19 protein-coding genes and 1 pseudogene are annotated in these 21,121 nt (G+C 57.1%); 7 read left to right on the top strand and 13 right to left on the bottom strand.

What is annotated here, in order from left to right:
• Positions 1–54: 54 nt before the first annotated feature.
• The 5 genes from IPJ12_11125 to IPJ12_11105 form a co-directional block, all read right to left on the bottom strand.
• Positions 55–1,377 carry an ABC transporter substrate-binding protein gene (locus IPJ12_11125; GenBank protein MBK7647695.1) on the bottom strand — a complete coding sequence of 441 codons (1,323 nt, stop codon included), beginning with the start codon at positions 1,375–1,377 and terminating at the stop codon, positions 55–57.
• A 65-nt stretch (positions 1,378–1,442) separates the two neighbouring features.
• Positions 1,443–2,519, bottom strand: a complete 1,077-nt coding sequence (locus IPJ12_11120; protein ID MBK7647694.1) for a branched-chain amino acid ABC transporter permease — start codon at positions 2,517–2,519, stop codon at positions 1,443–1,445.
• A 12-nt stretch (positions 2,520–2,531) separates the two neighbouring features.
• Complete coding sequence (locus tag IPJ12_11115) at positions 2,532–3,446, bottom strand: branched-chain amino acid ABC transporter permease (protein ID MBK7647693.1); 915 nt, start codon at positions 3,444–3,446, stop codon at positions 2,532–2,534.
• An 11-nt stretch (positions 3,447–3,457) separates the two neighbouring features.
• Positions 3,458–4,240, bottom strand: coding sequence for an ABC transporter ATP-binding protein (locus IPJ12_11110; protein ID MBK7647692.1), 783 nt, complete (start codon positions 4,238–4,240; stop codon positions 3,458–3,460).
• 1 nt (position 4,241) lies between these two features.
• Positions 4,242–6,209, bottom strand: a complete 1,968-nt coding sequence (locus tag IPJ12_11105; protein MBK7647691.1) for an AMP-binding protein — start codon at positions 6,207–6,209, stop codon at positions 4,242–4,244.
• Positions 6,210–6,385: 176 nt separating this feature from the next.
• On the opposite strand from IPJ12_11105, the gene IPJ12_11100 reads away from it, so the two are divergent.
• The 3 genes and pseudogenes from IPJ12_11100 to IPJ12_11090 all read left to right on the top strand — a co-directional run bounded on the left by IPJ12_11100 (position 6,386) and on the right by IPJ12_11090 (position 7,806).
• Positions 6,386–7,060: a Crp/Fnr family transcriptional regulator gene (locus IPJ12_11100; protein MBK7647690.1), complete on the top strand. Its 675-nt coding sequence runs from the start codon at positions 6,386–6,388 to the stop codon at positions 7,058–7,060.
• Positions 7,061–7,262: 202 nt separating this feature from the next.
• Positions 7,263–7,550, top strand: a complete 288-nt coding sequence (locus tag IPJ12_11095; protein ID MBK7647689.1) for a hypothetical protein — start codon at positions 7,263–7,265, stop codon at positions 7,548–7,550.
• Positions 7,513–7,806, top strand: a pseudogene (locus IPJ12_11090) (hypothetical protein). The gene IPJ12_11095 and the pseudogene IPJ12_11090 overlap by 38 nt, the downstream one beginning before the upstream one ends.
• Positions 7,807–8,007: 201 nt before the next feature.
• Here the strand turns inward: IPJ12_11090 and IPJ12_11085 are convergent.
• The gene (locus tag IPJ12_11085; GenBank protein MBK7647688.1) at positions 8,008–9,867 is read right to left on the bottom strand and encodes a sodium:proton antiporter; all 1,860 of its coding nucleotides are present in this window, start codon (positions 9,865–9,867) and stop codon (positions 8,008–8,010) included.
• Between the two features lie 667 nt (positions 9,868–10,534).
• Positions 10,535–13,798, bottom strand: a complete 3,264-nt coding sequence (locus tag IPJ12_11080; protein ID MBK7647687.1) for a cobalamin-dependent protein — start codon at positions 13,796–13,798, stop codon at positions 10,535–10,537.
• A gap of 139 nt (positions 13,799–13,937) precedes the next feature.
• On the opposite strand from IPJ12_11080, the gene IPJ12_11075 reads away from it, so the two are divergent.
• A complete protein-coding gene (locus tag IPJ12_11075) occupies positions 13,938–15,008 on the top strand; it encodes an AraC family transcriptional regulator (GenBank protein ID MBK7647686.1) in 1,071 nt (356 codons plus the stop codon).
• Between the two features lie 21 nt (positions 15,009–15,029).
• Positions 15,030–15,581 (top strand): DUF1439 domain-containing protein, encoded by a 552-nt coding sequence (locus IPJ12_11070; protein MBK7647685.1) that lies wholly within the window; start codon positions 15,030–15,032, stop codon positions 15,579–15,581.
• A gap of 5 nt (positions 15,582–15,586) precedes the next feature.
• On the opposite strand, the gene IPJ12_11065 is transcribed toward IPJ12_11070, so the two are convergent.
• Positions 15,587–16,345 (bottom strand): TerC family protein, encoded by a 759-nt coding sequence (locus tag IPJ12_11065; GenBank protein MBK7647684.1) that lies wholly within the window; start codon positions 16,343–16,345, stop codon positions 15,587–15,589.
• A gap of 368 nt (positions 16,346–16,713) precedes the next feature.
• On the opposite strand from IPJ12_11065, the gene IPJ12_11060 reads away from it, so the two are divergent.
• A complete protein-coding gene (locus IPJ12_11060; GenBank protein ID MBK7647683.1) occupies positions 16,714–17,136 on the top strand; it encodes a hypothetical protein in 423 nt (140 codons plus the stop codon).
• Positions 17,137–17,215: 79 nt separating this feature from the next.
• Positions 17,216–17,572 (top strand): hypothetical protein, encoded by a 357-nt coding sequence (locus IPJ12_11055; GenBank protein MBK7647682.1) that lies wholly within the window; start codon positions 17,216–17,218, stop codon positions 17,570–17,572.
• Between the two features lie 8 nt (positions 17,573–17,580).
• On the opposite strand, the gene IPJ12_11050 is transcribed toward IPJ12_11055, so the two are convergent.
• The 5 genes from IPJ12_11050 to IPJ12_11030 all read right to left on the bottom strand — a co-directional run bounded on the left by IPJ12_11050 (position 17,581) and on the right by IPJ12_11030 (position 20,884).
• Complete coding sequence (locus tag IPJ12_11050) at positions 17,581–17,805, bottom strand: hypothetical protein (protein ID MBK7647681.1); 225 nt, start codon at positions 17,803–17,805, stop codon at positions 17,581–17,583.
• Between the two features lie 134 nt (positions 17,806–17,939).
• Positions 17,940–18,188 carry a transcriptional regulator gene (locus IPJ12_11045; protein ID MBK7647680.1) on the bottom strand — a complete coding sequence of 83 codons (249 nt, stop codon included), beginning with the start codon at positions 18,186–18,188 and terminating at the stop codon, positions 17,940–17,942.
• A gap of 373 nt (positions 18,189–18,561) precedes the next feature.
• Complete coding sequence (locus tag IPJ12_11040) at positions 18,562–19,077, bottom strand: phasin family protein (GenBank protein MBK7647679.1); 516 nt, start codon at positions 19,075–19,077, stop codon at positions 18,562–18,564.
• Positions 19,078–19,444: 367 nt separating this feature from the next.
• Entirely contained in the window at positions 19,445–19,936 is a 492-nt protein-coding gene (locus IPJ12_11035) for a Spy/CpxP family protein refolding chaperone (GenBank protein ID MBK7647678.1), read from the bottom strand.
• 63 nt (positions 19,937–19,999) lie between these two features.
• On the bottom strand, positions 20,000–20,884 hold the full coding sequence (locus IPJ12_11030; protein MBK7647677.1) for a transglutaminase family protein: 885 nt from the start codon (positions 20,882–20,884) through the stop codon (positions 20,000–20,002).
• Between the last annotated feature and the right edge of the window lie 237 nt (positions 20,885–21,121).

The raw sequence follows: 21,121 nt of genomic DNA, 5'->3' as shown, positions 1-21,121 counted from the left end.
AGGGGCGACGAGAAAGAGTGAGGGCTCACGCCCCCACGCTTTCCGCCTGACGGTTCACTTTTCCTTGGAACAATCGCGCGGCGTAATGCCCTTTTCCTTGGCGTACTGTTTGGCGGAAGCCTGGAAGAGCGGGTGGATCAACCCCTTGTTACCCTCGATCCAGCCGGAGACCGGGACCCACTTGGCACCATCCCATTGCTGGATCTTCACCTTGCCCGAGCCTTCATGATTGGCACAGGAAGTCTTGATTTCCGGCAACAGGTCGGTGGCGCCAATCGCCTTCAGGCGGGCATCCGTGATGTTCAGGTTTTCCAGCGCCCAACGGGTCTGTTCGCCGGTCAGTGCCTTGCCCTTGCCGTACTTTTCCTGCCCCTTGCGGATGGCCTCGACCGACAGCACGGCGGCAGAAACGCCACGGTTGTAGAGGACGGTGCCGATCTTCGCCTTGTCTTCCATATTGCCCTTGCCGGCGCCGTAGACAACCTTCTCAATGTCGGCGATGACCGGCACCTGCTTGCCCGCCACGTTCCACGTCGCAGCCATGTAGCCCTTGGCGGCTTCGCCGGCCGGCACGGTATCCTCCTCTGAACCTGCCCACCAGGAGCCAATCATCTTGTCACGAGGGAAGCCGACTTTCTGGGCCGCCTTGATCGCCGTCTGGTTCATGACGCCCCAGCCCCAGAAAACGACGAAATCGGGCTTTTCCTGACGTATCTTGAGCCACTGGGCGCCCTGCTCATTGCCCGGATGCGCCACCGGAATCTGGACCAGCGAGAACTTGTTCAGCGCCGCCTCGGCATTGAGTGCAACGATGGCTTCCTTGCCGTAGGCCGAGTCGTGGTACAGATAAACGATCTTCTTGCCTGCCAGGCTGCCGCCATTCTTGTCCTTGAGGAACTTGATAATGGCCGAGGCCTGCATCTGATAAGTCGTGACCAGCGGGAAGGCGTAGGGGAAGACCGAGCCATCCACCGCATCGGTGCGGCCGTAACCCATCATGGCCAGCGGCAGCTTGTCCTGGGCCGACTTGTCGATCAGCGCGTAAGAAACTCCTGTTGACATCGTGTGCAGCGGACCGGCCGACTTGGCGGCCTTGCTCTTCAGGCGCTCGTAGCATTCGACGCCCTTGGCGTTGTTGTATTCGGTTTCGCACTCTTCGTAGGTCATCAGGACGCCATTGACACCCTTTTCCTTGAGATTGACATAGTTGAGGTAGTCGATAAACCCTGAAAACCACGGTTGCCCTGTAGAACCATAAGGACCGACACGATAGCTAATCAGCGGAAAAAACTGCTCTTCGGCAGCCACGACCATCTGCGACAGCATGGCCAGGGACACCGCAGCGGCGGCAATAGCGGGTTTGAATTTTTTAATCATTGAGTGTCTCCTCCAGTTATTACAAATAAGCGACGATGCCATCGCCACTTCGAGTGCAGTCGCTCCTAGTGCGGGAACGGCCACAAGCGCAGCTTCTCCTTGGCGATTTGCCACAAACGGGCCAGCCCGTGCGGCTCTACGATCAGGAAAAACATGATCAGCGCCCCGAACACCAGAATCTGGATGTGCGACACGGTAGCGCTGGAAAACGGTAGACCGAGCACTTCAGCGAAGAAAGGCAGGGCAATATCGAGAAAGATCGGCAGCAGCAGGATGAAAGCGGCGCCGAGGAAACTGCCCATGATCGAGCCGACCCCGCCGATGATGATCATGAACAGGATCTTGAACGACATATCGAGCGAGAAGCCGTCCGGCTCAACCGAGCCAAGGTAGCAGAAGGCGTACATCGCGCCGGCCACGCCGCAATAAAAGGAGCTGACGGCAAAGGCGAGCAGCTTGGTCGGCATCAGCTTGATACCAATGACCGAGGCCGCCACGTCCATGTCGCGCACCGCCATCCAGGCCCGGCCCGTCGAGGAGCGCACCATGTTTTTCGCCGCCAGCGCCATGACCACCACGATGGAAAGCACCAACAGGTATTTTTCGACCGGCGTATCCAGCTCATGACCGAACATGATCAATTTTTGTGTCGAAATCACGCCCGACGACGAGTTGTTGGACAGCCACGGAAACTTGGTCAGGCACCAGACGATGAAAAATTGCGCGGCAAGCGTCGCGACTGCCAGATAAAAGCCCTTGATGCGCAGGGACGGCAAACCGAACAAGATACCGACGCTTGCTGCGGTCAACCCGGCAAAAGCGAAGGAAAGCAAAATCGGGATGCCCTCGATGCGCAGCTGGAAGTTATAGGCTGCATAGGCGCCCACCGCCATGAACGCCGCCGAACCCAGCGAAAGCTGGCCGGCATAACCGGTCAGGACATTCAGGCCCAGCGAGGCAAGGGCAAAAATAAGGAAGGGAATCAGAATGGCCGAAAACCAGTATTCGCTGGCAAACAGCGGCACCCCGATGAAAGCAACTGCCAGCAGGGCAATGATGCCGATCCGGTCCTGCCGAATCGGAAAAATTTGCTGGTCGGCCGCGTAGGTCGTCTTGAATTGACCGGCTTCACGATAAAGCATGTGTTCTCTCCCTTAAACCCGGTCGATATGGCGTTCGCCGAACAGACCTTCAGGTCTAATCAGCAAGAACAGAAGTGCCAGCACGTAAGGGAACCAGCCCTCAATGCCGCCGAAGTTGCCACCAAACAGATCCTGCATGACCGGCGGAATGTAGATTTCAGCCAGCTTTTCCGAAGCGCCGATGATCAAGCCACCGACGATCGCCCCCGGCACTGAGGTGAATCCGCCGAGGATCAACACTGGCAGCGCCTTGAGTGCGGTGAAAGTGAGCGCAAACTGCACACCATTGCGCGCCCCCCACATCATGCCGGCAACCAGTGCCACGAACCCGGCCACACCCCAGACAATCGCCCAGATGTGTTGCAACGGAATACCGATCGACAAGGCGGCCTGATGGTCGTCTGCCACGGCTCGCAAAGCCCGACCGATCCGGGTGTACTGGAAGAACAGGGCAAGTGTGGCGACGAGCACGGCAGCCACGCCGGCAGCAACCAGATCGAACTTGGAAATCACCATGTTCCAGTTGTCGAGAATCCAGGGAATCGGCTCGTCGACAATGCCCAGTTCCAGCGCCCGCGGTTCGCTGCCAAAAATCATCGGCGCCAGACCTTCGATGAAGAAGGCCAGACCAATGGTCGCCATGAACAGCGCGATGGGCGGCTGATTGACCAGTTTGCGCAGCACAAACTTCTCGGTGGCGATGCCGAACAAGGTCATGATGACGAAAGCGAGGATGATCGCCAGCCACAGCGGCGCGCCCTTCTCCATGCAGCCAACCACCGATAGCGCAGCGAGATAGACCATGGCGCCCTGGGCAAAGTTGAAGACGCCGGAGGCTTTGTAGATCATCACGAAACCGAGGGCGACCAGCGCATACATCACGCCGGACAGCAGGCCGCCAATCAGAACTTCAAGGAAAAAATTCATCTCGGTCTCTCCTAATGGCCAGCACCGAGGTATGCCTTGATGACATCCTCGTTATTTTTGACGTCTTCCGGCTCGCCATCACCAATCTTCTTGCCGTAGTCGAGCACCACGACGCGGTCGGAAATATCCATGACGACACCCATGTCATGCTCGATCAGCACAATCGTTGTTCCGAACTGGTCATTGACGTCGAGGATGAAACGGCACATGTCCTGTTTCTCTTCAACGTTCATGCCGGCCATTGGTTCGTCGAGCAGCAGCATCGACGGCTCGGCCGCCAACGCCCGACCCAGCTCGACCCGCTTTTGGAGGCCGTAAGGCAGGCGACCGACCGGGGTCTTGCGGATGTGTTGAATTTCCAGGAAGTCGATCACCTCCTCGACCTTCTTGCGGTGCTCCAGCTCTTCCTTCCGGGCCCGGCCAAACCACAGCGCATGCTCGATGAAGTTGGCCTTCATCTTGGTGATGCGCCCGGTCATTATGTTGTCGAGCACGCTCATGCCCTTGAACAGCGCGATGTTCTGGAAGGTGCGGGCAATGTTCTGCTGGGCCGCCATGTGCGGCTCCATCTTCTTGCGCTCCTTGCCGTGCCAGAAAATCTTGCCTTCCTGCGGGTGATAGACGCCGTTGATGACGTTGAGCATCGAGCTTTTGCCGGCGCCGTTCGGGCCGATGATGGCGCGGATTTCATGCTCGCGAACGTTGAAGGAGATATCGGTCAGCGCCTTGACGCCGCCGAAGCGCAGGGAAATATTCTGCAGGTCGAGAATGACGTCGCCTATTTTCTTGGACATATCAGGCAGCCTTCTTCACGATCGGAAAGGTCTTGGCCTCGATGATCGTCAGATCGGCAGAAACTTTGCCGCGCCGACCATCCTCGAACTTGACCTCGGTTTCGATGAACTGATTCGCCTTGCCCGCATAGAGCGCATCGATCAGCACCTTGTATTTTTCGGCCACAAAATTGCGGCGCACCTTGCGCGTCCGGGTCAGCTCGTCGTCGTCTGGATCAAGCTCTTTGTGCAGCACGAGGAAGCGGTGAATCTGCGAATCAGCCACCATCGTGTCGTGCACCAGATCGGCATTGACCTGTTCAACGCATTCGCGGATCAGTTCGAGTACTTCCGGCTTGCCGGCCAGGTCGGCGTAGCCCGAATAGGCAATGCCACGGCGTTCAGCCCAGTTGCCGACGGCGCTGACGTCGATATTGATGAAGGCGCAGACCATGTCACGACCATTGCCAAAGCAGACCGCTTCCTTGACGTGCTGGAAGAACTTCAGCTTGTTCTCGATGTAGTTGGGCGCGAACATCGCGCCGTTCGTCAGCTTGCCGACATCCTTGGCGCGGTCGATGATCTTCAGGTGGCCATCCTCGTCGAGGAAGCCGGCGTCACCGGTCATGAAGTAGCCGTTGGCATCGATCGCCTCGGCTGTCGCGTCCGGACGCTTGTAGTATTCCTTGAGCAGCATCGGTCCCTTGACCAGCACCTCGCCGTTGTCGGCGATTTTGATTTCGACGCCCGGGGCCGGTTGACCGACGGAATCGAATTTGATCGCGCCATCCGGCTGCAGACAGACGTAGGCACAGGTTTCGGTCTGGCCATAGAACTGCTTGAGGTTGATGCCCATCGAACGATAGAAGCGGAACAACTCCGGACCAATCGCCGCGCCAGCCGTATAAGCGACGCGGATGCGGCTCATGCCGAGCACATTGCGCAGCGGGCCGTAGACCAGGATATTGCCCAGCCAGTATTGCAGCCGGTCGCCAAAGCCAACCGACTTGCCATCCAGAATGTCCGAACCACAACGCTTGGCCACGGCCATGAAGTGGTGGAACATTTTCTGTTTGATCTTGCCGGCGTCTTCCATGCGGATCATCACCGAGGTCAGCAGGCTTTCGAAAACGCGTGGCGGAGCGAAATAGCAGGTTGGGCCGATTTCGCGCAGATCGCTCATCACCGTATCGCCGGATTCCGGGCAGTTGATGGTGAAACCGGCGACCAGTGCCTGGGCGTAGGAAAATAGATGATCGCCAACCCAGGCCATCGGCAGGTAGGACAGGATGTCGCCGTCAGCGCCCAGCTTGTCGACCTGTACGCCACCCTGAGCGGCGGAGATGAAGGCGGCGTGCGTCTGGCAGACGCCCTTCGGCTTGCCGGTGGTACCCGAGGTGTAGAGCATCACCGAGATGTCGTCGAAATGACCTTGCTCGACTTCCTCGTTCAGGAAAGTCGTATGGTTCCGATCATGAATCCGGCCCATTTCCATGAGCTCATGGATGTCATGCAGGAAAGGCTGGCTGTAATGACGCATGCCGCGCGGATCGTCGTAGATGATGTGGGCGAGGCTGCCAACTTCCGGCATGACCTCGAGCATCTTGTCGACCTGCTCCTGATCTTCGACGACGACGAAACGGATGCTCGCATCCTGCAAGACGAACAACATTTCGTTGGCCACGGCATCCTGGTAAAGCGGCACCGGCACACCACCCAGGCATTGGGCAGCAGTCATCATCATGTACAGATGCGGCCGGTTGTCACCGATGATCGCCAGATTGTCGCCACGCTTGAAGCCCAGCGAGGCCAAGCCACAGGCCAACGCACGAACGCGGTCGGCAACATCGGCCCAGGTCCAGGTTTGCCAGATGCCGAGATATTTTTCACGCATGGCCGGCGCATTGGGACGGACATGGGCATGATGGAACAACAAGCGCGGAAAGGTGTGCAAACCATCCACCGCGGCGAAATTCGCCTGCTTTGGCATTTCTTGTCTCCTCCGCCGCGACTCATTGTTCGCGGTCTGACCTTCGTTCGAATCATTGTTGGCGCAACTGGCTTACACAGACCTTGCTACACCCGGACAATCTCTCACAGTTGCCGCCCAGTGTATGCACGACTGGCGCTTATAATTGTCATCCGGCAGACAATCCAGGAAATAAATTGAGAAATGCAGAGGAACTGCTCCGAACATCCGCCTGGGGGCAATCGCTCACCGAAGAGGAAATGACTCGCGCCCTGGCCGGAACGATCGAGCGTTCTTTCAGCGCCGGCGCCTTCATCTGCATGAAAGGCGAGGCGGTCGCTTACTGGATGGGCATCATCGACGGCCTGGGCAAGATGGCCAGCCACTGGACCACGGGCAAGACCACATCGCTGACCGGCATCAGCACCGGCGGCTGGTTCGGTGAAGGCTCGCTGCTCAAGAACGAAACCCGCCGCTACGACGTCATGGCGCTGCGCGAAACCCGGGTTGCCTTCATGAGTCGCAGCACCTTCCTGTGGCTGCTCGACCACAGCATTCCATTCAATCGGCACATCATCGCGCAGTTGAACGAACGCCTCGGCCAGTTCGTCGGCATGATCGAAAATGAGCGCATGCTGGACACCGATGCCCGCATCGCGCGTGGCCTGGCCGCCCTGTTCAACCCCGTGCTCTACCCCGGCACCAACCGCCTGCTGCAGATTTCGCAGGAGGAACTCGGCTATCTGGCCGGGGTTTCACGGCAGCGGGCCAATCAGGCGCTGAAAGTACTCGAAGACGCCGGGCTGGTACGCAGCGAGTATGGCGGAATCAATATCCTCGACCTCGACGGGCTGCGCTCCTTCCGCGACTGACCGACCAGGATCGAACCGCCACCGACCGGCGAACTGGCGCACCCGGACAAGGCGCTGGCGCCGAGAAGCCAAAGCATCTGGCGACGGGTAATGCGACGGTGTTGCAGACTTGAGGCAAGTTCGAGAGGATTCATGCGGCGCTCCGGATTCGAGGACAAACGGCCATTCGAATTCTGCCCTCAAATCAAGCGAGGTGAAAACCTTGATCGGCAAATTTCAATTTTTGCCCATTTTCCCGGTTGACCGCGGGATCCACCGCAATCGCCACCGGCGTCAGCGCAATGACGCCACAGGCATTCAGTCCAGACAGCCAAGCCCGCCCCCCGCAAAAACCTTCACAAACATTCCGGGCGTCCTTTGTCATAATGGCACTCTGACAAAAATTGAGGTCGTTGAAAATGCGCGCATTCTTTATCTTTTTGGCGGCGGCGTTGCTGGCAGCCGTTGCCTAGGTGTGGATAACCCTGACCTGGAGCTATTCCGAAGGTGAACGGGCTGGCTATATTCAAAAGCTGTCGCGCAAGGGCTGGCTGTGCAAGACCTGGGAGGGCGAAGTCGCCATGGTCACCATGCCCGGCGCCATTCCGGACCGCTTTGAATTTTCCGTGCGCGATGAGGCGGTTGCCGCCAAGATCAACGCCATGGCCGGCCAACGCATTGTGCTGATTTACTCGCAGCACAAGTTCGTTCCAACCAAGTGTTTTGGCGAAACCGAGTACTTCGTCACCGACGCCCGTGCCGTCAATGAACAGCCGGTGTCGACCGCCCCGGCCGTCGCCCCGCCCCTGACCCCACCAGTGGCCGCCCCTGCCTTGGCCGCTCCCGCCAAGTAAACCAGGAAACGGCGAGGTACATAGCCTCGCCGTTTTTCTCCTCATCCCAATCGGGACTGGTTGGCTGCACACCTCTCGACGTGCTGTTTGTTCAGATCGCTGACTAGGCTATAGCTAAACGTCATCGGCGCTGCCAACTTTGTTAGCTTCATCCCGGGCAGCCTCCTTGACGAGTTCCCTCGGTTCACGCTTGTTATCGGCGGCAAAGTAGAGCACCTTCCAGCCCGGTTCAGCCGTAAAAGGCTGCTCGCTGGAGTAAAGACGGAAGGTACCGTCAGGCGTCACGGCAGCAACGAGCAGCCAGTCGACGCCGGGTTCGCCGAGGCGCTGCCGCATATTCTCAAAGGTGTAGGTTTTGCTCAGGACCGATGTCTGGACTTTCCAGCCTTCGTCGAGGCGCTGATTCAGCGTCTCGAAATCGGCGCTGGCGTTGAAGGCAATATGGCCCCGCCGTTGCAGCGTCAAGCGCTTCGGCTCATGACGCGACTCCTGATGGGTGGCCAGTTGAAAGGACCGGTGATGGCCAAAACTGCGGCCCATCGCCTTGCACACCAGGGCGTTGTAAAAATCGTTGTCGGTCGCCGCCAGGAGATGGTTCAAATGCAGTGTCTCCAGTGTATTTTCGGCATGCTCGGAGAGAATTTCGCCGTAATAGATATCGATGCCATCCATGCGCGCGTTTTTTAGCCGGTGATAGCCGCCATCGACAAGCAGCACCTCAACTTCGTACTTTTTTAAGGCCTTGGCCAACTCAGTGGTCCATGGCGAGGCCCCGACAATGAGTAGTCCATTCGCCGTCTTGGCAGCGAGACCGAGGCGGCGCGAGAAGCGGCCGATGGTCAGGCCATGAGCCAGCACGGTGGTGATGATGACGAGAAAAACGATGAACGGCAGTTTCTCGCCATCGGGATAACCGGCCGCCACCAGAGCGGGGCCAAAAATACCGGCCGTCGCCGCCGCGACTATCCCACGCGGGGCAATCCAGGACAGCAGTTTGCGATCGGCCATCCGCATCGGCGCGCCAATGGTGGCCAACATAATGGTCAGCGGGCGGACGAGGAAAACCACGGCCAGGACAAACATCAGAATTCTGAAGTCCATCAGGTAAATCAGCTCTCGGTCGAGCTGCGAGGGAATGACGATGAACAGCACCGACAGCAGAATGACCGTCAGGTTTTCCTTGAAGCGCATCAAGTCTTCGCGGTCGACCAGCTTCATGTTACCGAGCACCAGCCCCATTGCCGTAACGCTGAGCAGTCCGGCTTCCTTCTGAACCATATTGCTGGCCGAATAGACGAGGAGGACGAGCACCAGCAACAAGGGCGCTTTGAGATGCTCGGGAACGAGGCCGCGCTGGTAAAGCCAACCAGTCAGCCAACCGCCACCACCACCGAGAATGACCATGACGGCCAGCGCCAGACCGAGACCGGCGACGGTTTCAGCCCAGCCACTGCCGGCAATCGTGAAATACTGGAATGCCAATACGGCGAGCAAAACGCCGATGGGATCGTTAACGATGCCTTCCCATTTGAGCAGTGATGCCGATTCCTTGTTGAGGCGAACCTGGCGCAGCAAGGGCAGGATGACAGTTGGGCCGGTGACGACAAGAATAGCCCCGAGTACCGAGGCCACCGGCCAGCTAAGTCCGGCGATATGGTGTGCGGCAAAGCTGCCGAATACCCAGGCCAGCGGCGGTCCAAGCAGGGTCAGGCGACGTATCCCCTTGCCGGCCCGACGGAACTCCTCCAGCTTCAAGTCCATGCCGCCTTCGAACAGAATGATCGCCACGCCAAGCCCGATCATTTCTGACAGATCGTGCGGCGACATGCCAGGCGCAATAAAGCCGGTGACAGGCCCGAGGATCAGCCCGACCGTAATCAGGACGACAATGGCCGGCACCTGGAAACGCCAGGCCAGCCATTGGCTGGAAAGCCCGGCAAAGAGTAGTGTCAGAAGAAGGGTAGCTGTATTCATTCACGATGCTCGACTGATGGCAGAGCGCTTTCTCCGGGCTGACGGAGAACGGAACTTTCATCCCACACGCGTTGTTCGGGGCCGGTGCCGCTCTGGCGGCAATCGCGACGGGATTTCCTGCCGGATTTTAACAGACCGTGGTCGCCCCGCCCGTTTCGCCCGTCAACTAGCGCCGACACAGCGAAAGGAGATGATCAGCATGGGTAGCTACGGTCAACCGGAAATTTAGCCCGAATTCGAAAATTCTTCGATCAGGTTGCGACTAGTCGGGGTAGCTGATGGGCAATGTTATTTCGATTTGCGTTCCAGAACCCGGGGTGCTGGCGATATTGAAGCGCATCTGGTAAATCGCGGAGAAGCGAGCGCAAGGATGAGCGAGATAGCAAACCAGATGAGCGCAGTCGAGACCTTGAAGCAAGGAGATATCGACATCGCAGTCAGCCGCCTGGATGCCATTATCGAATATCGAAAGACAACTCGACATTGCTAGCCATAATTGGGCGCCAGCCCACAAGCATCACTCGTAAACAGTGCCTTGCAGTCGCAACCCATGCCTTGGCCACTCCCGCCAAGCAGACGAGAAAACGGCGAGGTACATAGCCTCGCCGTTATTTTCTCCTCCATCCCAATCGGGACTGGTTGGCTGCGCTCCTCTCGAAGTGCTGTCTTACATGCTGCGGCGGTACTGGCCACCTACTTCGTACAGCGCAGTGCTGATCTGACCGAGCGAGCAGCATTTCACGGCATCGACCAGCACGGCAAACACGTTGCCATCCTCTATCACCGTCTGTTTCAACTTGGCCAGCATGGCCGGTGACTGATCGGCATTACGCATCTGGAAGTCCCGCAGACGCTTGATCTGCCCCTGCTTTTCATCCTCGCTCGAACGGGCCAGTTCGATTTCCTGCTGGGCCATACCTTTGGGATTCAGGAAGGTATTGACGCCGATGATCGGGTAGGAGCCGTCGTGCTTCTTGTGCTCGTAGTACATCGACTCTTCCTGAATCTTGCCGCGCTGGTAGCCGGTTTCCATGGCGCCCAACACCCCGCCGCGCGAGGCGATGGCTTCGAATTCCTTTAGCACGGCTTCTTCGACCAGATCGGTCAGTTCGTCGATGACGAAGGCGCCCTGATTCGGGTTCTCGTTCTTGGCGACGCCCCATTCGCGGTTGATGATCAACTGGATGGCCATGGCGCGGCGCACGGACTCTTCGGTCGGCGTGGTGATCGCTTCGTCGTAGGCGTTGGTGTGCAGCGAATTGCAGTTGTCGTAAATGGCGATCAGGGCCTGCAGCGTGGTGCGAATGTCGTTGAAGTCCATCTCCTGAGCGTGCAGCGAACGGCCGGAGGTCTGGATGTGGTACTTCAGCTTCTGGCTGCGCTCGTTGGCACCGTACTTGTTCTTCATCGCAATCGCCCAGATGCGACGGGCAACGCGGCCAATCACGGAATATTCCGGGTCCATGCCGTTGCTGAAGAAGAAGGACAGGTTCGGGGCAAAATCGTCGATGTGCATGCCGCGCGCCAGATACGACTCCACGTAGGTAAAGCCGTTGGACAGCGTGAAGGCGAGCTGGCTGATCGGGTTGGCACCGGCTTCGGCAATGTGATAACCGGAGATCGACACCGAGTAGAAGTTCTGCACCTGGTGATGGACGAAGAATTCCTGAATATCACCCATCATCTTGAGGGCAAATTCGGTCGAGAAGATGCAGGTGTTCTGCCCCTGGTCTTCCTTCAAAATATCGGCCTGCACTGTGCCACGCACCGAAGACAGGGTCCATTCGCGGATTTTCTGGGCTTCATCTTCGGTCGGCTGACGACCGTTGTCAGCCTTGAACTTGGCCATCTGCTGGTCGATGGCAGTATTGAAGAAGCAAGCCAGAATGATCGGCGCCGGGCCATTGATGGTCATCGAAACCGAGGTCGTCGGGCAGACCAGGTCGAAGCCGTCGTAGAGCACCTTCATATCGTCGAGGGTAGCAATCGATACGCCGGAATTGCCGATCTTGCCGTAGATGTCCGGACGCTCGTCAGGATCGCAACCGTACAGCGTGACCGAGTCGAAAGCGGTGGAGAGGCGATGCGCCGGCATGCCTTCGGAAACGCGCTTGAAGCGACGGTTGGTGCGGAAGGCATCGCCTTCACCGGCGAACATGCGGGTCGGATCTTCACCTTCGCGCTTGAAGGCGAAAACGCCTGCCGTGAAGGGGAAGGAGCCGGGAACGTTTTCCTTCATCAGGAAGCGCAGGGTTTCGCCATCGTCGGTGAAGCGCGGCAGGATGACCTTCCGGATCTTGGTGCCGGACAGCGACAGGCTGGTCAGCTGGGTACGGATTTCCTTGTCGCGGATCTTCACCACGTATTCGTCACCGGAATAGGCGGCGACGGTATCCGGCCACATGTCGAGCAGCTTCTTCGCCTTAGGGTCCTGCGCGCCATCCTTTACCGCGGTCAGTTCATCAAAGTCGGCGATCGACTTGTCGCACTCGGCAAAAATGCCCTTGGAAATACGCAGCGACTGGCGCTCGCGGGCAATCATGACCTGTGTCTCGGTATGAGCGTGGTAGCCACGCACACTTTCGGCGATCTCCGCCAGGTAGCGGACGCGCTGAGCCGGGACGATGGCTCGCTGGGCCGAGGACTGCTTGACGGTGACGATCGGCAATTTGCCGGGCTTCAGTTTCAAGCCTTTTTCGGTGAGGGCCGGTACCAGCGCCTGATATAGCGCGGTCACGCCGTCGTCGTTGAAGCGTGCTGCCTGGGTGCCGAACACCGGCATTTCGTCAGTGGATGTCGAGAAGGCTTCGCGGTTGCGCTGATATTGCTTGCGTACGTCACGCAGCGCGTCTTCGGCGCCCTTGCGATCAAACTTGTTGATCGCCACGAAATCGGCGAAGTCGAGCATGTCGATCTTTTCGAGCTGGCTGGCGGCGCCGAATTCCGGCGTCATCACGTATAGCGACAGATCGACGAAAGGTACGATCGCCGCATTACCCTGGCCGATGCCGGAGGTTTCAACCACCACCAGATCGAATCCTGATAACTTGCAGGCGGCAATCACCTCAGGCAGCGCGACGGAAATTTCTGAACCGGTATCGCGAGTGGCCAGCGAGCGCATGAAAATGTTCGGATGCTCGATGGCATTCATGCGAATTCGGTCGCCGAGCAGCGCGCCACCAGTACGCTTGCGCGACGGGTCGATGGAGATCAGGCCGATCTTCACGGTGTCATTTTGATCGAGGCGGAAGCGGCGAACGATTTCGTCGGTCAGCGACGACTTGCCAGCACCACCCGTGCCGGTAATGCCAAGCACCGGCACACTCATCTCGGCGGCCGCCTTGAGCAAAGGCTCTTTCAACGCCGGCGCTTCACCATTTTCCAGCAACGTAATGACGCGGGCCAGCAAGCGCTTGTCGCCTGCCTTCAGGCCGGCGAGCACCTGTTCGACCCCGGGCACACCTTCTGTTGCCAGATCGTAATCGGCATTCTGCACAACCTCGTTGATCATGCCCTGCAGACCAAGATGAACACCATCTTCCGGCGCGTAGATGCGGGTTACACCATACTGGTGCAGCTCCTTGATTTCAGAAGGCACGATCACCCCGCCGCCGCCGCCGAACACCTTGATGTTCTCGCCACCATTTGCCTTGAGCAGGTCGATCATGTACTTGAAAAATTCGACGTGACCGCCCTGGTACGAGGTGATGCAAATCCCCTGCACATCTTCCTGCAATGCCGCATTGACGATTTCCTGCACCGACCGGTTGTGACCAAGGTGGATCACCTCCGAGCCAGTCGATTGCAGGATGCGGCGCATGATGTTGATCGAGGCATCGTGACCATCGAACAACGCGGCAGCAGTCACGAAACGCACCTTGTTCTTGGGCTTGTACGGGGAGAGCTTCTTGGCAACAGAAAGATTGGTCATATCGGCGGTCTCATCGAAAAGTGGTGAAGGCGCCATATTAGTCCGCATTATTGGTCTGACCATTGCCGAGAACGACGACAATCGTGCAAATTCCGCCAAGATGATAGAGTGCTACGGTCAACCGGAAAAATCGAGCAAAATGCTGCATCGCACCAATACAGATTCAACCTTAGGCACACAAGCCACTGTTGCAATGGGCTTTGTTGTCGGAATGCTGTCCGGCCTCAATCGACGACGAATTGACCCGCTACCACTTCTACAGGCGACCGGGATTGATATTGCAGACACCGCCAGCCGAATCCCCATCGAACGCTATGCTGCTCTCTACAACCGGCTCAACCACGAACTGGACGACGAAGGCTTCGGTCTTTTCGCCCAGCCCATGCGCGTTGGCAGTTTTGAGTTCATGTGCCGAGGCTGCCTGAGCGCGCCCACACTGGCTGACGCATTGATGCGCGCCAGCCGATTTTTGCGTATTGTTCTGCCCGATCTAGCCGTCAGCGTCCGCCGTTCGCAAGGTCGCGCCGAACTAGTCATCGCCGAAACGCGCAAACTTGCCGACAAGCCTGACGACCTTGGGCGTGTCTTCGCCTTCGAATGGCTACTTCGCCTGCTGCACGGTCTTTCAAGCTGGCTGGCCGGACGCGGCATCGGCTTGGACAGCGTCATTTTCCCCTATCCAAAGCCCCTTCACTTTGCCGACTACCCGCTGATCTTCACCGAGGACTCGCGCTTCGCGCCGACAGTTGCCAACGGTACCGGGACGCTGATTGCCAGCTTCAACGCAAATCTGCTCGACTTGCCCATACGGCGCGATGAAGCCGCCCTCGCCGCTTTCCTCGAAGGCGCTCCCGGCAAGATCACCACGCTTTACCGGCGCGACCGGGAAATGGTCATTCGTGTCCGTGATTTGCTACGGGCCGCATTGCCCGACACGCTCAGTCTCGATGACATAGCCGGCCGCATCCATCTTTCCCCGCGCACCATCCACCGCCGACTGGAAGAAGAAGGCTCCAGTTTCCGCGGCATCAAGGACGCCCTGCGCCGCGACATGGCACTATCCCGCCTCACCAAGACCAAGGATTCCATCGCCAAAGTCGCTGCCGACCTCGGCTACGCCGACACCTCGGCCTTTTATCGGGCCTTTGTAGATTGGACAGGCATGGCACCGCTACACTATCGACAAAAATGGGCAGGAAAATCTGCCTGATCGAATTGAAGGATATCGACGATGAAACTTAAATCTGCATTTTTAGCGCTATCTTTGTTGCTAAGCAGCCTCGCCTGGAGCGCCGGTTTTCTTGAGCGTGAAATCTATTTCTCGGAAGCGGATATTCAAACGCAGGTCGAGAAAAGCGGCACTATGCAGAAAAGCTACGGCAACGGCCTGGTAATTGTCTCCTTCATCGAGCCCCCCAGGATCACGCTGGGTACCCCGGAAGGGCGGGCGGCACTATCCGCTCACATCAATATTTCGCTGCTCGGCAATCCGCCGGTGCCGGTATTAGTCGAAGGCACATCGGGGTTGCGCTACGACGACCATACGAAGGCCTTCTTTCTGGACAATCCAGTCGCCCACTCGGTGCAGTCACAAGCCATTTCGCGGGAAACCGAACCGATGGCCCGGCAAGCCATCACCCAATTGATGACTTCGTACTTTCGCGCCAAGCCTGTCTATGTTCTGCGCGAAAATGGCACCGCCCAGGAACAGGCGGCCCGCTGGCTCCTCCGCTCGATCCGCATCGAACCGGGCCGCGTTGCCGCCATCCTGTCGCCCGTCTGAAGAAATCAGTCCGATCCAAATTCGCGGGCGTAGGGCTCGCGCAAATCAACCGGCTTGATACTCTTCTTGCGCATGCGAATGTTCAGCATCTCGACGCCTACCGAGAAAGCCATGGCAAAGTAGATGTAACCTTTCGGCACATGGTGGCCGAAACCATCGGCAATCAACACCACGCCGACGACGACGAGGAATGACAAGGCAAGCATCTTGATCGTCGGGTGATTCGAGACGAATTCGCCAATTGATCGTGCGAACAGCATCATCAAGCCAACCGAAGCGACGACGGCGGCAATCATCACGCCAACCTGACTGACCATACCGATGGCAGTGATAATGGAGTCCAGTGAAAAAACCAGATCGATGACAATGATCTGGGCTATGACGCCAACGAAACTTGATGCCACCTTGCTGGAAGCCTCGCCCTCCTCGCCTTCGAGCAACTGGTGAACCTCTCCGGTACTCTTCCAGATCAGGAAGAGACCGCCAGCAATCAAAATCATGTCACGGCCCGAAATGCCATAGTCAAACAGGGTCAGCACCGGCTCGGTCAAGCCAACGATCCATGACAGCACCAACAGCAAGCCGATCCGCATGAACATCGCGAGAAAAAGGCCGATCCGGCGCGCCATCTCCTGCTTCTCCCTGGGCAACTTGTCGACCAGGATGGAAATGAAAATAATGTTGTCGATACCAAGCACCAGCTCCAGCGCAGTCAGCGTGAAGAAAGCGATCCAGATTTCGGGCGAGAGCAGGAACTCGAGCATGGGAGGAAGAGCGATAAATGATCAGGCGCCCATTGTAGAAAGCAAGGGAATGTAGCGCCACCGATTCGCCATAAGCATCACTTCGAAAAAGCCGAAGGGTCATTTGGGGCACGATCAGACTGCACTTCGTCATGGCCAGCTCGAAGCGACTAGCCGCTCGAATAAACGAAGGCAGATTGCCAATAATTCACGCCAAAATCAGGTGAACGAATATCCGTGACTGACTTTCAGGGTATGGTGGCGGAAAAAGCGTGCAGTATTGACGGGAACATTGTTCAAGGCTGCCCATTCAACGCCCGCAGCGTCGAACTGCCGTGGACGAACCACCTTCCATCACCGATACACTTCCCGTTAAACAGACATCAAACATGGACCAGCACACACAACTTGGACAGGAATGGCAGACCCTGCAGAATAACCATGAGCAGTACGAAAAGTTCGCGCTAGTCATCAAATTGACCAGCATCGTTTTGTGTCTGAGCGGTCTGGTATTCGGCCTCCCGCTGCGATGGATAGCGTTCGGCATCGCACTGTGCTGGCTGCAGGAAGGCGTCTTCAAGACCTATCAAGCCAGACTGGGCGAGCGCCTGCTACGCATTGAGACTCTGCTCAGGCAAGCGCCACAAGACATGGAAGCCATGCAACTTCACTCGGCATGGTTGCTCAAGCGCCCGGGATTGCTGCGACTATTGGCCGGCTATGCCGGCAGCGCTTGCCGCCCGACCGTCACGCTGCCCTACTTGCCGCTCTTGCTGGCATTGGGCGGTGAGTATTGTTTTTCCGGGCTCTGAGAGAGACGCGGCAGGCGTCGATACTTGGCATTTTTTTGCAAAGCCCCGACCGGGCCATTCATTCCACCAAGGAGTAAAGATGGGCAACGCAAAATCCCGTGAAGTCACGCTGGCAGTCAAAATAACCGACGAATTGAATGCTGCATTGGACAAACTGCGGCAGAGCTGGAAGGAGGCACCGTCCAGCATACCTCGGGGACTGGCGTGCTCGGAGTCAAAAGAAGGACAGTTCGTCCTGGTTGCATCCGAAGCGGCCTTCGTCACGCTGCCTGGCGCCTGTGTCATCAAAGGCATTGGCGCGCTGGAGCTTCTCGGCGAAGAACCGGCTTTTGAAGAGGGAGCCAAGTCAAAGTCGCTGATTCTCAAGGCAACGGCAGACGGCTGGAAATTCTCCGTCAAATTCGTGCCGCCTATCGTTCGCCTGAGAAACAGCTAAGCGCAGAACTATTTGTCCAGCGCCTTTTCCAGGGCTGCCAGCAGCTTCAAGGCGCGCTCCCGATTTTTTTCATTGGCCGCAGTACGTTCCGCAACATTGGCTGAATCGGCCAACGATGCCTGCACCAGCGCCTCGTGAGGCGTCAGACCGCCCAAGGCGGCATCCAGCATCTGATCGGCTTTTGCATCGAGATCCTCTTCCGACATTGGATTCTCTATTTCTTCTTCCGACATTCGATTCTCCATGTGAGTCGGCGAACTTCTTTACCGTTTCTGTGGCGCGAGTAAAGGTGCCATCAGAAGATGGCACCTTTACTCGCGCCACAGAAGGGGGCGACAACCGGGTCGACGATTCGACCCCGCTGGTTTTACTTTACGCCAGGCTTCCGGCCTGGAGCCGGACGTGGAATATACCCGGAGAGGCGACACTGAAAACCTTCTATCGCCTTGCCTTTAACGTAACTGGTAAACGTACAGCGTGAGATATCGCCGCGCGCAGATAGTTCAGACAGGGAAACCCGGACTTCATCCAGCGAAATATTGGTTGCCTCGGCAATATCAAAATCGAGCAGTTGGCCGTGTTTCTTAAGGTGTTCGAGAACCTTTGCAGTGTTCATCAGGATTCCTTTCTGTAGCTTGACCAGTAATCGCATCAGCATAACCGCTTTTTAAGCAGCTAATACCACCAATGCGTCCCAAACAGCGAACGAGACTGGATCGAAGCAAAGAGCGGTTGACTGGATCAAGAAAAAAAGCCCGCGCTAGGCGGGCTTGAATCCACTTCCTGGAGGAGATGGAGGAGACAGCCCAATTATCTCCAAAAACATTGTGCGCCGCAACAATATTTTTGTATCGAATTGTTACCTTATCCTTAATAAGTACACCTGCAGCGTTGCTGCACTGCCTGAACAATCAATTAGACAAATATAGGCTGGAAATAAAAAAGCTCCGCGGATTACGCGGAGCTTTTTGTTTCGGAGGACCGAAAAATTACTTGGACTTCTTGGTCACGGCAGCCATGTTGGCTTGAGCAGCGTCAGCGAATTGCTTGGCGACGGTGTTCATGTTGCCAAAAGCGGAATTGGCAGCAGCAATTGCGCTCTGAATCGCGGCAACAGCACCTTCAGAACCAGCCGGAGCAGACTTGGTGGCCATTTCGACCATACCAGCCATCGACTTCTTGAAGTCGCCGAACTGGGCTTCAACCATCTTGGCCAGTTCTTGCTGGGTCTGGGCGGTGATTTCGTACACCGAACGCGAGTAAGCAACAGCCTTCTCGACAGCCGGCTGAGCCAGGGCGGTTTGAGCAGCCAGGGCAGCCTTCGGATCCTTGGCATCCATGACCGACTTGACGCCGGAAACGGTATCTTCCAGAGCGGCACGGGCGGTATTCAGATTCAGTGCAGCGATGCGCTCGGCAGAAGCCAGGGCGGTATTGGCAACAGACAGCAGGGAGTCAACGGTTGCTTTGTTGGCGGCGGTGAATTGTTCGGTATTGATAGACATGGATGTCTCCTGGATAAGGTTGTCGGTGTGTTCGGTACTGAGTATAGCGCACAAATTCGAAAAATTGTGCACTGCAACAATTTTATTTGATCCTGAATTTTACGGTTTGAGTTCGTGGCCCATCTTCCGCGGTCAACAGGAAAAAAACAGAAAAATTGAAACCTTAAAAAACCTTCATTTTCATTGCGAGAATCAGCCGCTTTTATAGCATGGCGAACTGCTGCTCGGTCAACAGTCAGCCTGATTTATCCACCGCCACGGTCAACCGGAAATAAGTGCCAAAAACGAAAACCTGCTGACGCGCAGATCTTCGTTTCAAGGCAGCACAAGCGCTTCGGCGTGGCTGAATGCTAAAGCAGCGCGGGGTCTACTTGGCCGCGCCTTTATCCATGCCCGTACGATGGCCGTGCTTGCGATGAATTCCGCGCCTTGAACCGGCATAAAGTTCGTCGAATGTCACCTTCTGTTCTGGCGTCAGCACCGCATAAAACTCCTTGAGCGCGGCAACACGTTCAACCATGCGAGCCTGGTTATCCTTCATCCGTTCCAGCATCATGTCGGCCCGCTCGGGAGAGCTCAGCTTTGCCCAGGCTTCCGACTTCGGATCGTTTCGGTTCTTCACCATGGGACTCTCGGCGGCGACGAATTTCTTCCACGCACCATCCTGATCCGGCGACAGCTTCAGGGCCTCAAGCACCTTGTTGTGATGACGCTCCAGCCGCTCACCACGGTGCTCGTAAAAGCTGCCGTGATCTCCCTTGGGCCAGCATTCATAGGGCGCGGCAATGGCCGGCACGGCGAATCCGGTCAGACAGGAGGCGAGAAGCACAGTGGAAAACAAAGTACGGTAACGGGTCATGACTATCTTCCTTTTCTAGACATCGGGTTGCTTAAACCTACTCACCAAGCGGTACTTCATTTCTCACGACAAGCTCACTTCCCGTATGCCATCTGTCGACAGCGCCTGGTTGGTGAGATACGGAATGACCATGCCGCGCGCCAAATCCTCAATGGCCACGGCGCGTATGATTGGAGCACGCGACCTAGCCCCGCCAAAAATAGTAGCGAAAGCCACGTCGGCGGCGTCGCGACCTGTACCAAAGCGCACAAAGCCCATCGGTACGGCCTCGCCGGAGGGATCGAAGATGTACCAACGATCGCCCAGATAGACCTCGACGTAAGCTTGAAAATCAGATGGCCCAAGCGCTGGATCGGCCCCATAGTCGGTACCGGAAGCAAAACGCGCCGGGATATTGACTGCACGGCACAGCGCGATCATCAGGTGGGCGAAATCCCGGCAGACGCCAACGTGCTGCGCCAGCGTGTCGATAGCCGAGGTATTGGAGTTCGAACAGTTCGAGGTGAACTTAACGTTGCTTCGCACCCAGCTCTGAATAGCGAGTACGCGGCTATAACCTTGGGGCAGGTTGCCAAATTCGCCAGTCGCCAGCTTGGTCAGCAAGTCCGATTGGCAATAGCGACTGGGATAGATGTAACTGATCACCTCGGGTGGCAAATTACACACGGGCACCTCGGCGATCTCTGCCGGTTCGGCGAAGTGATGCGCCAGATCCACGGTCGCCATGTAAACCAGCTTCAATTCGCCTGGCAAGGCATGCACATACAAGTATCGATTGCCGCTTGCCGGGTCCGTATGCACTCGCTGGGCAATCGGCTGGTTCACAGTCATGCTTTCGACGATCACCGTCTGGCTTGGCGTATAAGCAGCCTGGACATTCAGGATGAAATCGGCGCCTTGTGCCTCGACCTCATAGTCCAGCTCAATTCGTAATTCCATGCGGATCATGCTGCGACCCTCGCCTTACTGGCGCACGGCTGCACCAATTGAGACATTGATATCAATATTTCATTTGCCATTAAGAAGCTCCTAGATTTACCAAATTTCACTATCCACCCGGGTATCGCTCGCATCTGTGCGCCATCGCACATTGCCACCCATTCTCGTTTTATCGATAAATCCGACACTGTCCTTGCCACCAAAACGCTATGTGCGGTGCCGTACATACGCACCCAAAATTTTGAA

The sequence above is a fragment of the Betaproteobacteria bacterium genome (assembly GCA_016709965.1).
In the GTDB taxonomy this organism is placed as follows: Bacteria; Pseudomonadota; Gammaproteobacteria; order Burkholderiales; family Rhodocyclaceae; genus Azonexus; species Azonexus amarohabitans.
Note: the sequence above shows the minus strand (reverse complement) of the source record. Positions and strands in the feature narration are given on the sequence as shown.

Coding starts and splice junctions, on each gene's coding strand:
- IPJ12_11035 (MBK7647678.1), bottom strand. CDS start 19,936: ATGACCCGTTACCGTACTTTGTTTTCCACTGTGCTTCTCGCCTCCTGT.
- IPJ12_11055 (MBK7647682.1), top strand. CDS start 17,216: ATGGGCAACGCAAAATCCCGTGAAGTCACGCTGGCAGTCAAAATAACC.
- IPJ12_11080 (MBK7647687.1), bottom strand. CDS start 13,798: ATGACCAATCTTTCTGTTGCCAAGAAGCTCTCCCCGTACAAGCCCAAG.
- IPJ12_11030 (MBK7647677.1), bottom strand. CDS start 20,884: ATGATCCGCATGGAATTACGAATTGAGCTGGACTATGAGGTCGAGGCA.
- IPJ12_11070 (MBK7647685.1), top strand. CDS start 15,030: ATGAAACTTAAATCTGCATTTTTAGCGCTATCTTTGTTGCTAAGCAGC.
- IPJ12_11040 (MBK7647679.1), bottom strand. CDS start 19,077: ATGTCTATCAATACCGAACAATTCACCGCCGCCAACAAAGCAACCGTT.
- IPJ12_11045 (MBK7647680.1), bottom strand. CDS start 18,188: ATGAACACTGCAAAGGTTCTCGAACACCTTAAGAAACACGGCCAACTG.
- IPJ12_11060 (MBK7647683.1), top strand. CDS start 16,714: ATGGACCAGCACACACAACTTGGACAGGAATGGCAGACCCTGCAGAAT.
- IPJ12_11110 (MBK7647692.1), bottom strand. CDS start 4,240: ATGTCCAAGAAAATAGGCGACGTCATTCTCGACCTGCAGAATATTTCC.
- IPJ12_11120 (MBK7647694.1), bottom strand. CDS start 2,519: ATGCTTTATCGTGAAGCCGGTCAATTCAAGACGACCTACGCGGCCGAC.
- IPJ12_11065 (MBK7647684.1), bottom strand. CDS start 16,345: ATGCTCGAGTTCCTGCTCTCGCCCGAAATCTGGATCGCTTTCTTCACG.
- IPJ12_11085 (MBK7647688.1), bottom strand. CDS start 9,867: ATGAATACAGCTACCCTTCTTCTGACACTACTCTTTGCCGGGCTTTCC.
- IPJ12_11115 (MBK7647693.1), bottom strand. CDS start 3,446: ATGAATTTTTTCCTTGAAGTTCTGATTGGCGGCCTGCTGTCCGGCGTG.
- IPJ12_11075 (MBK7647686.1), top strand. CDS start 13,938: ATGCTGCATCGCACCAATACAGATTCAACCTTAGGCACACAAGCCACT.
- IPJ12_11105 (MBK7647691.1), bottom strand. CDS start 6,209: ATGCCAAAGCAGGCGAATTTCGCCGCGGTGGATGGTTTGCACACCTTT.
- IPJ12_11050 (MBK7647681.1), bottom strand. CDS start 17,805: ATGTCGGAAGAAGAAATAGAGAATCCAATGTCGGAAGAGGATCTCGAT.
- IPJ12_11125 (MBK7647695.1), bottom strand. CDS start 1,377: ATGATTAAAAAATTCAAACCCGCTATTGCCGCCGCTGCGGTGTCCCTG.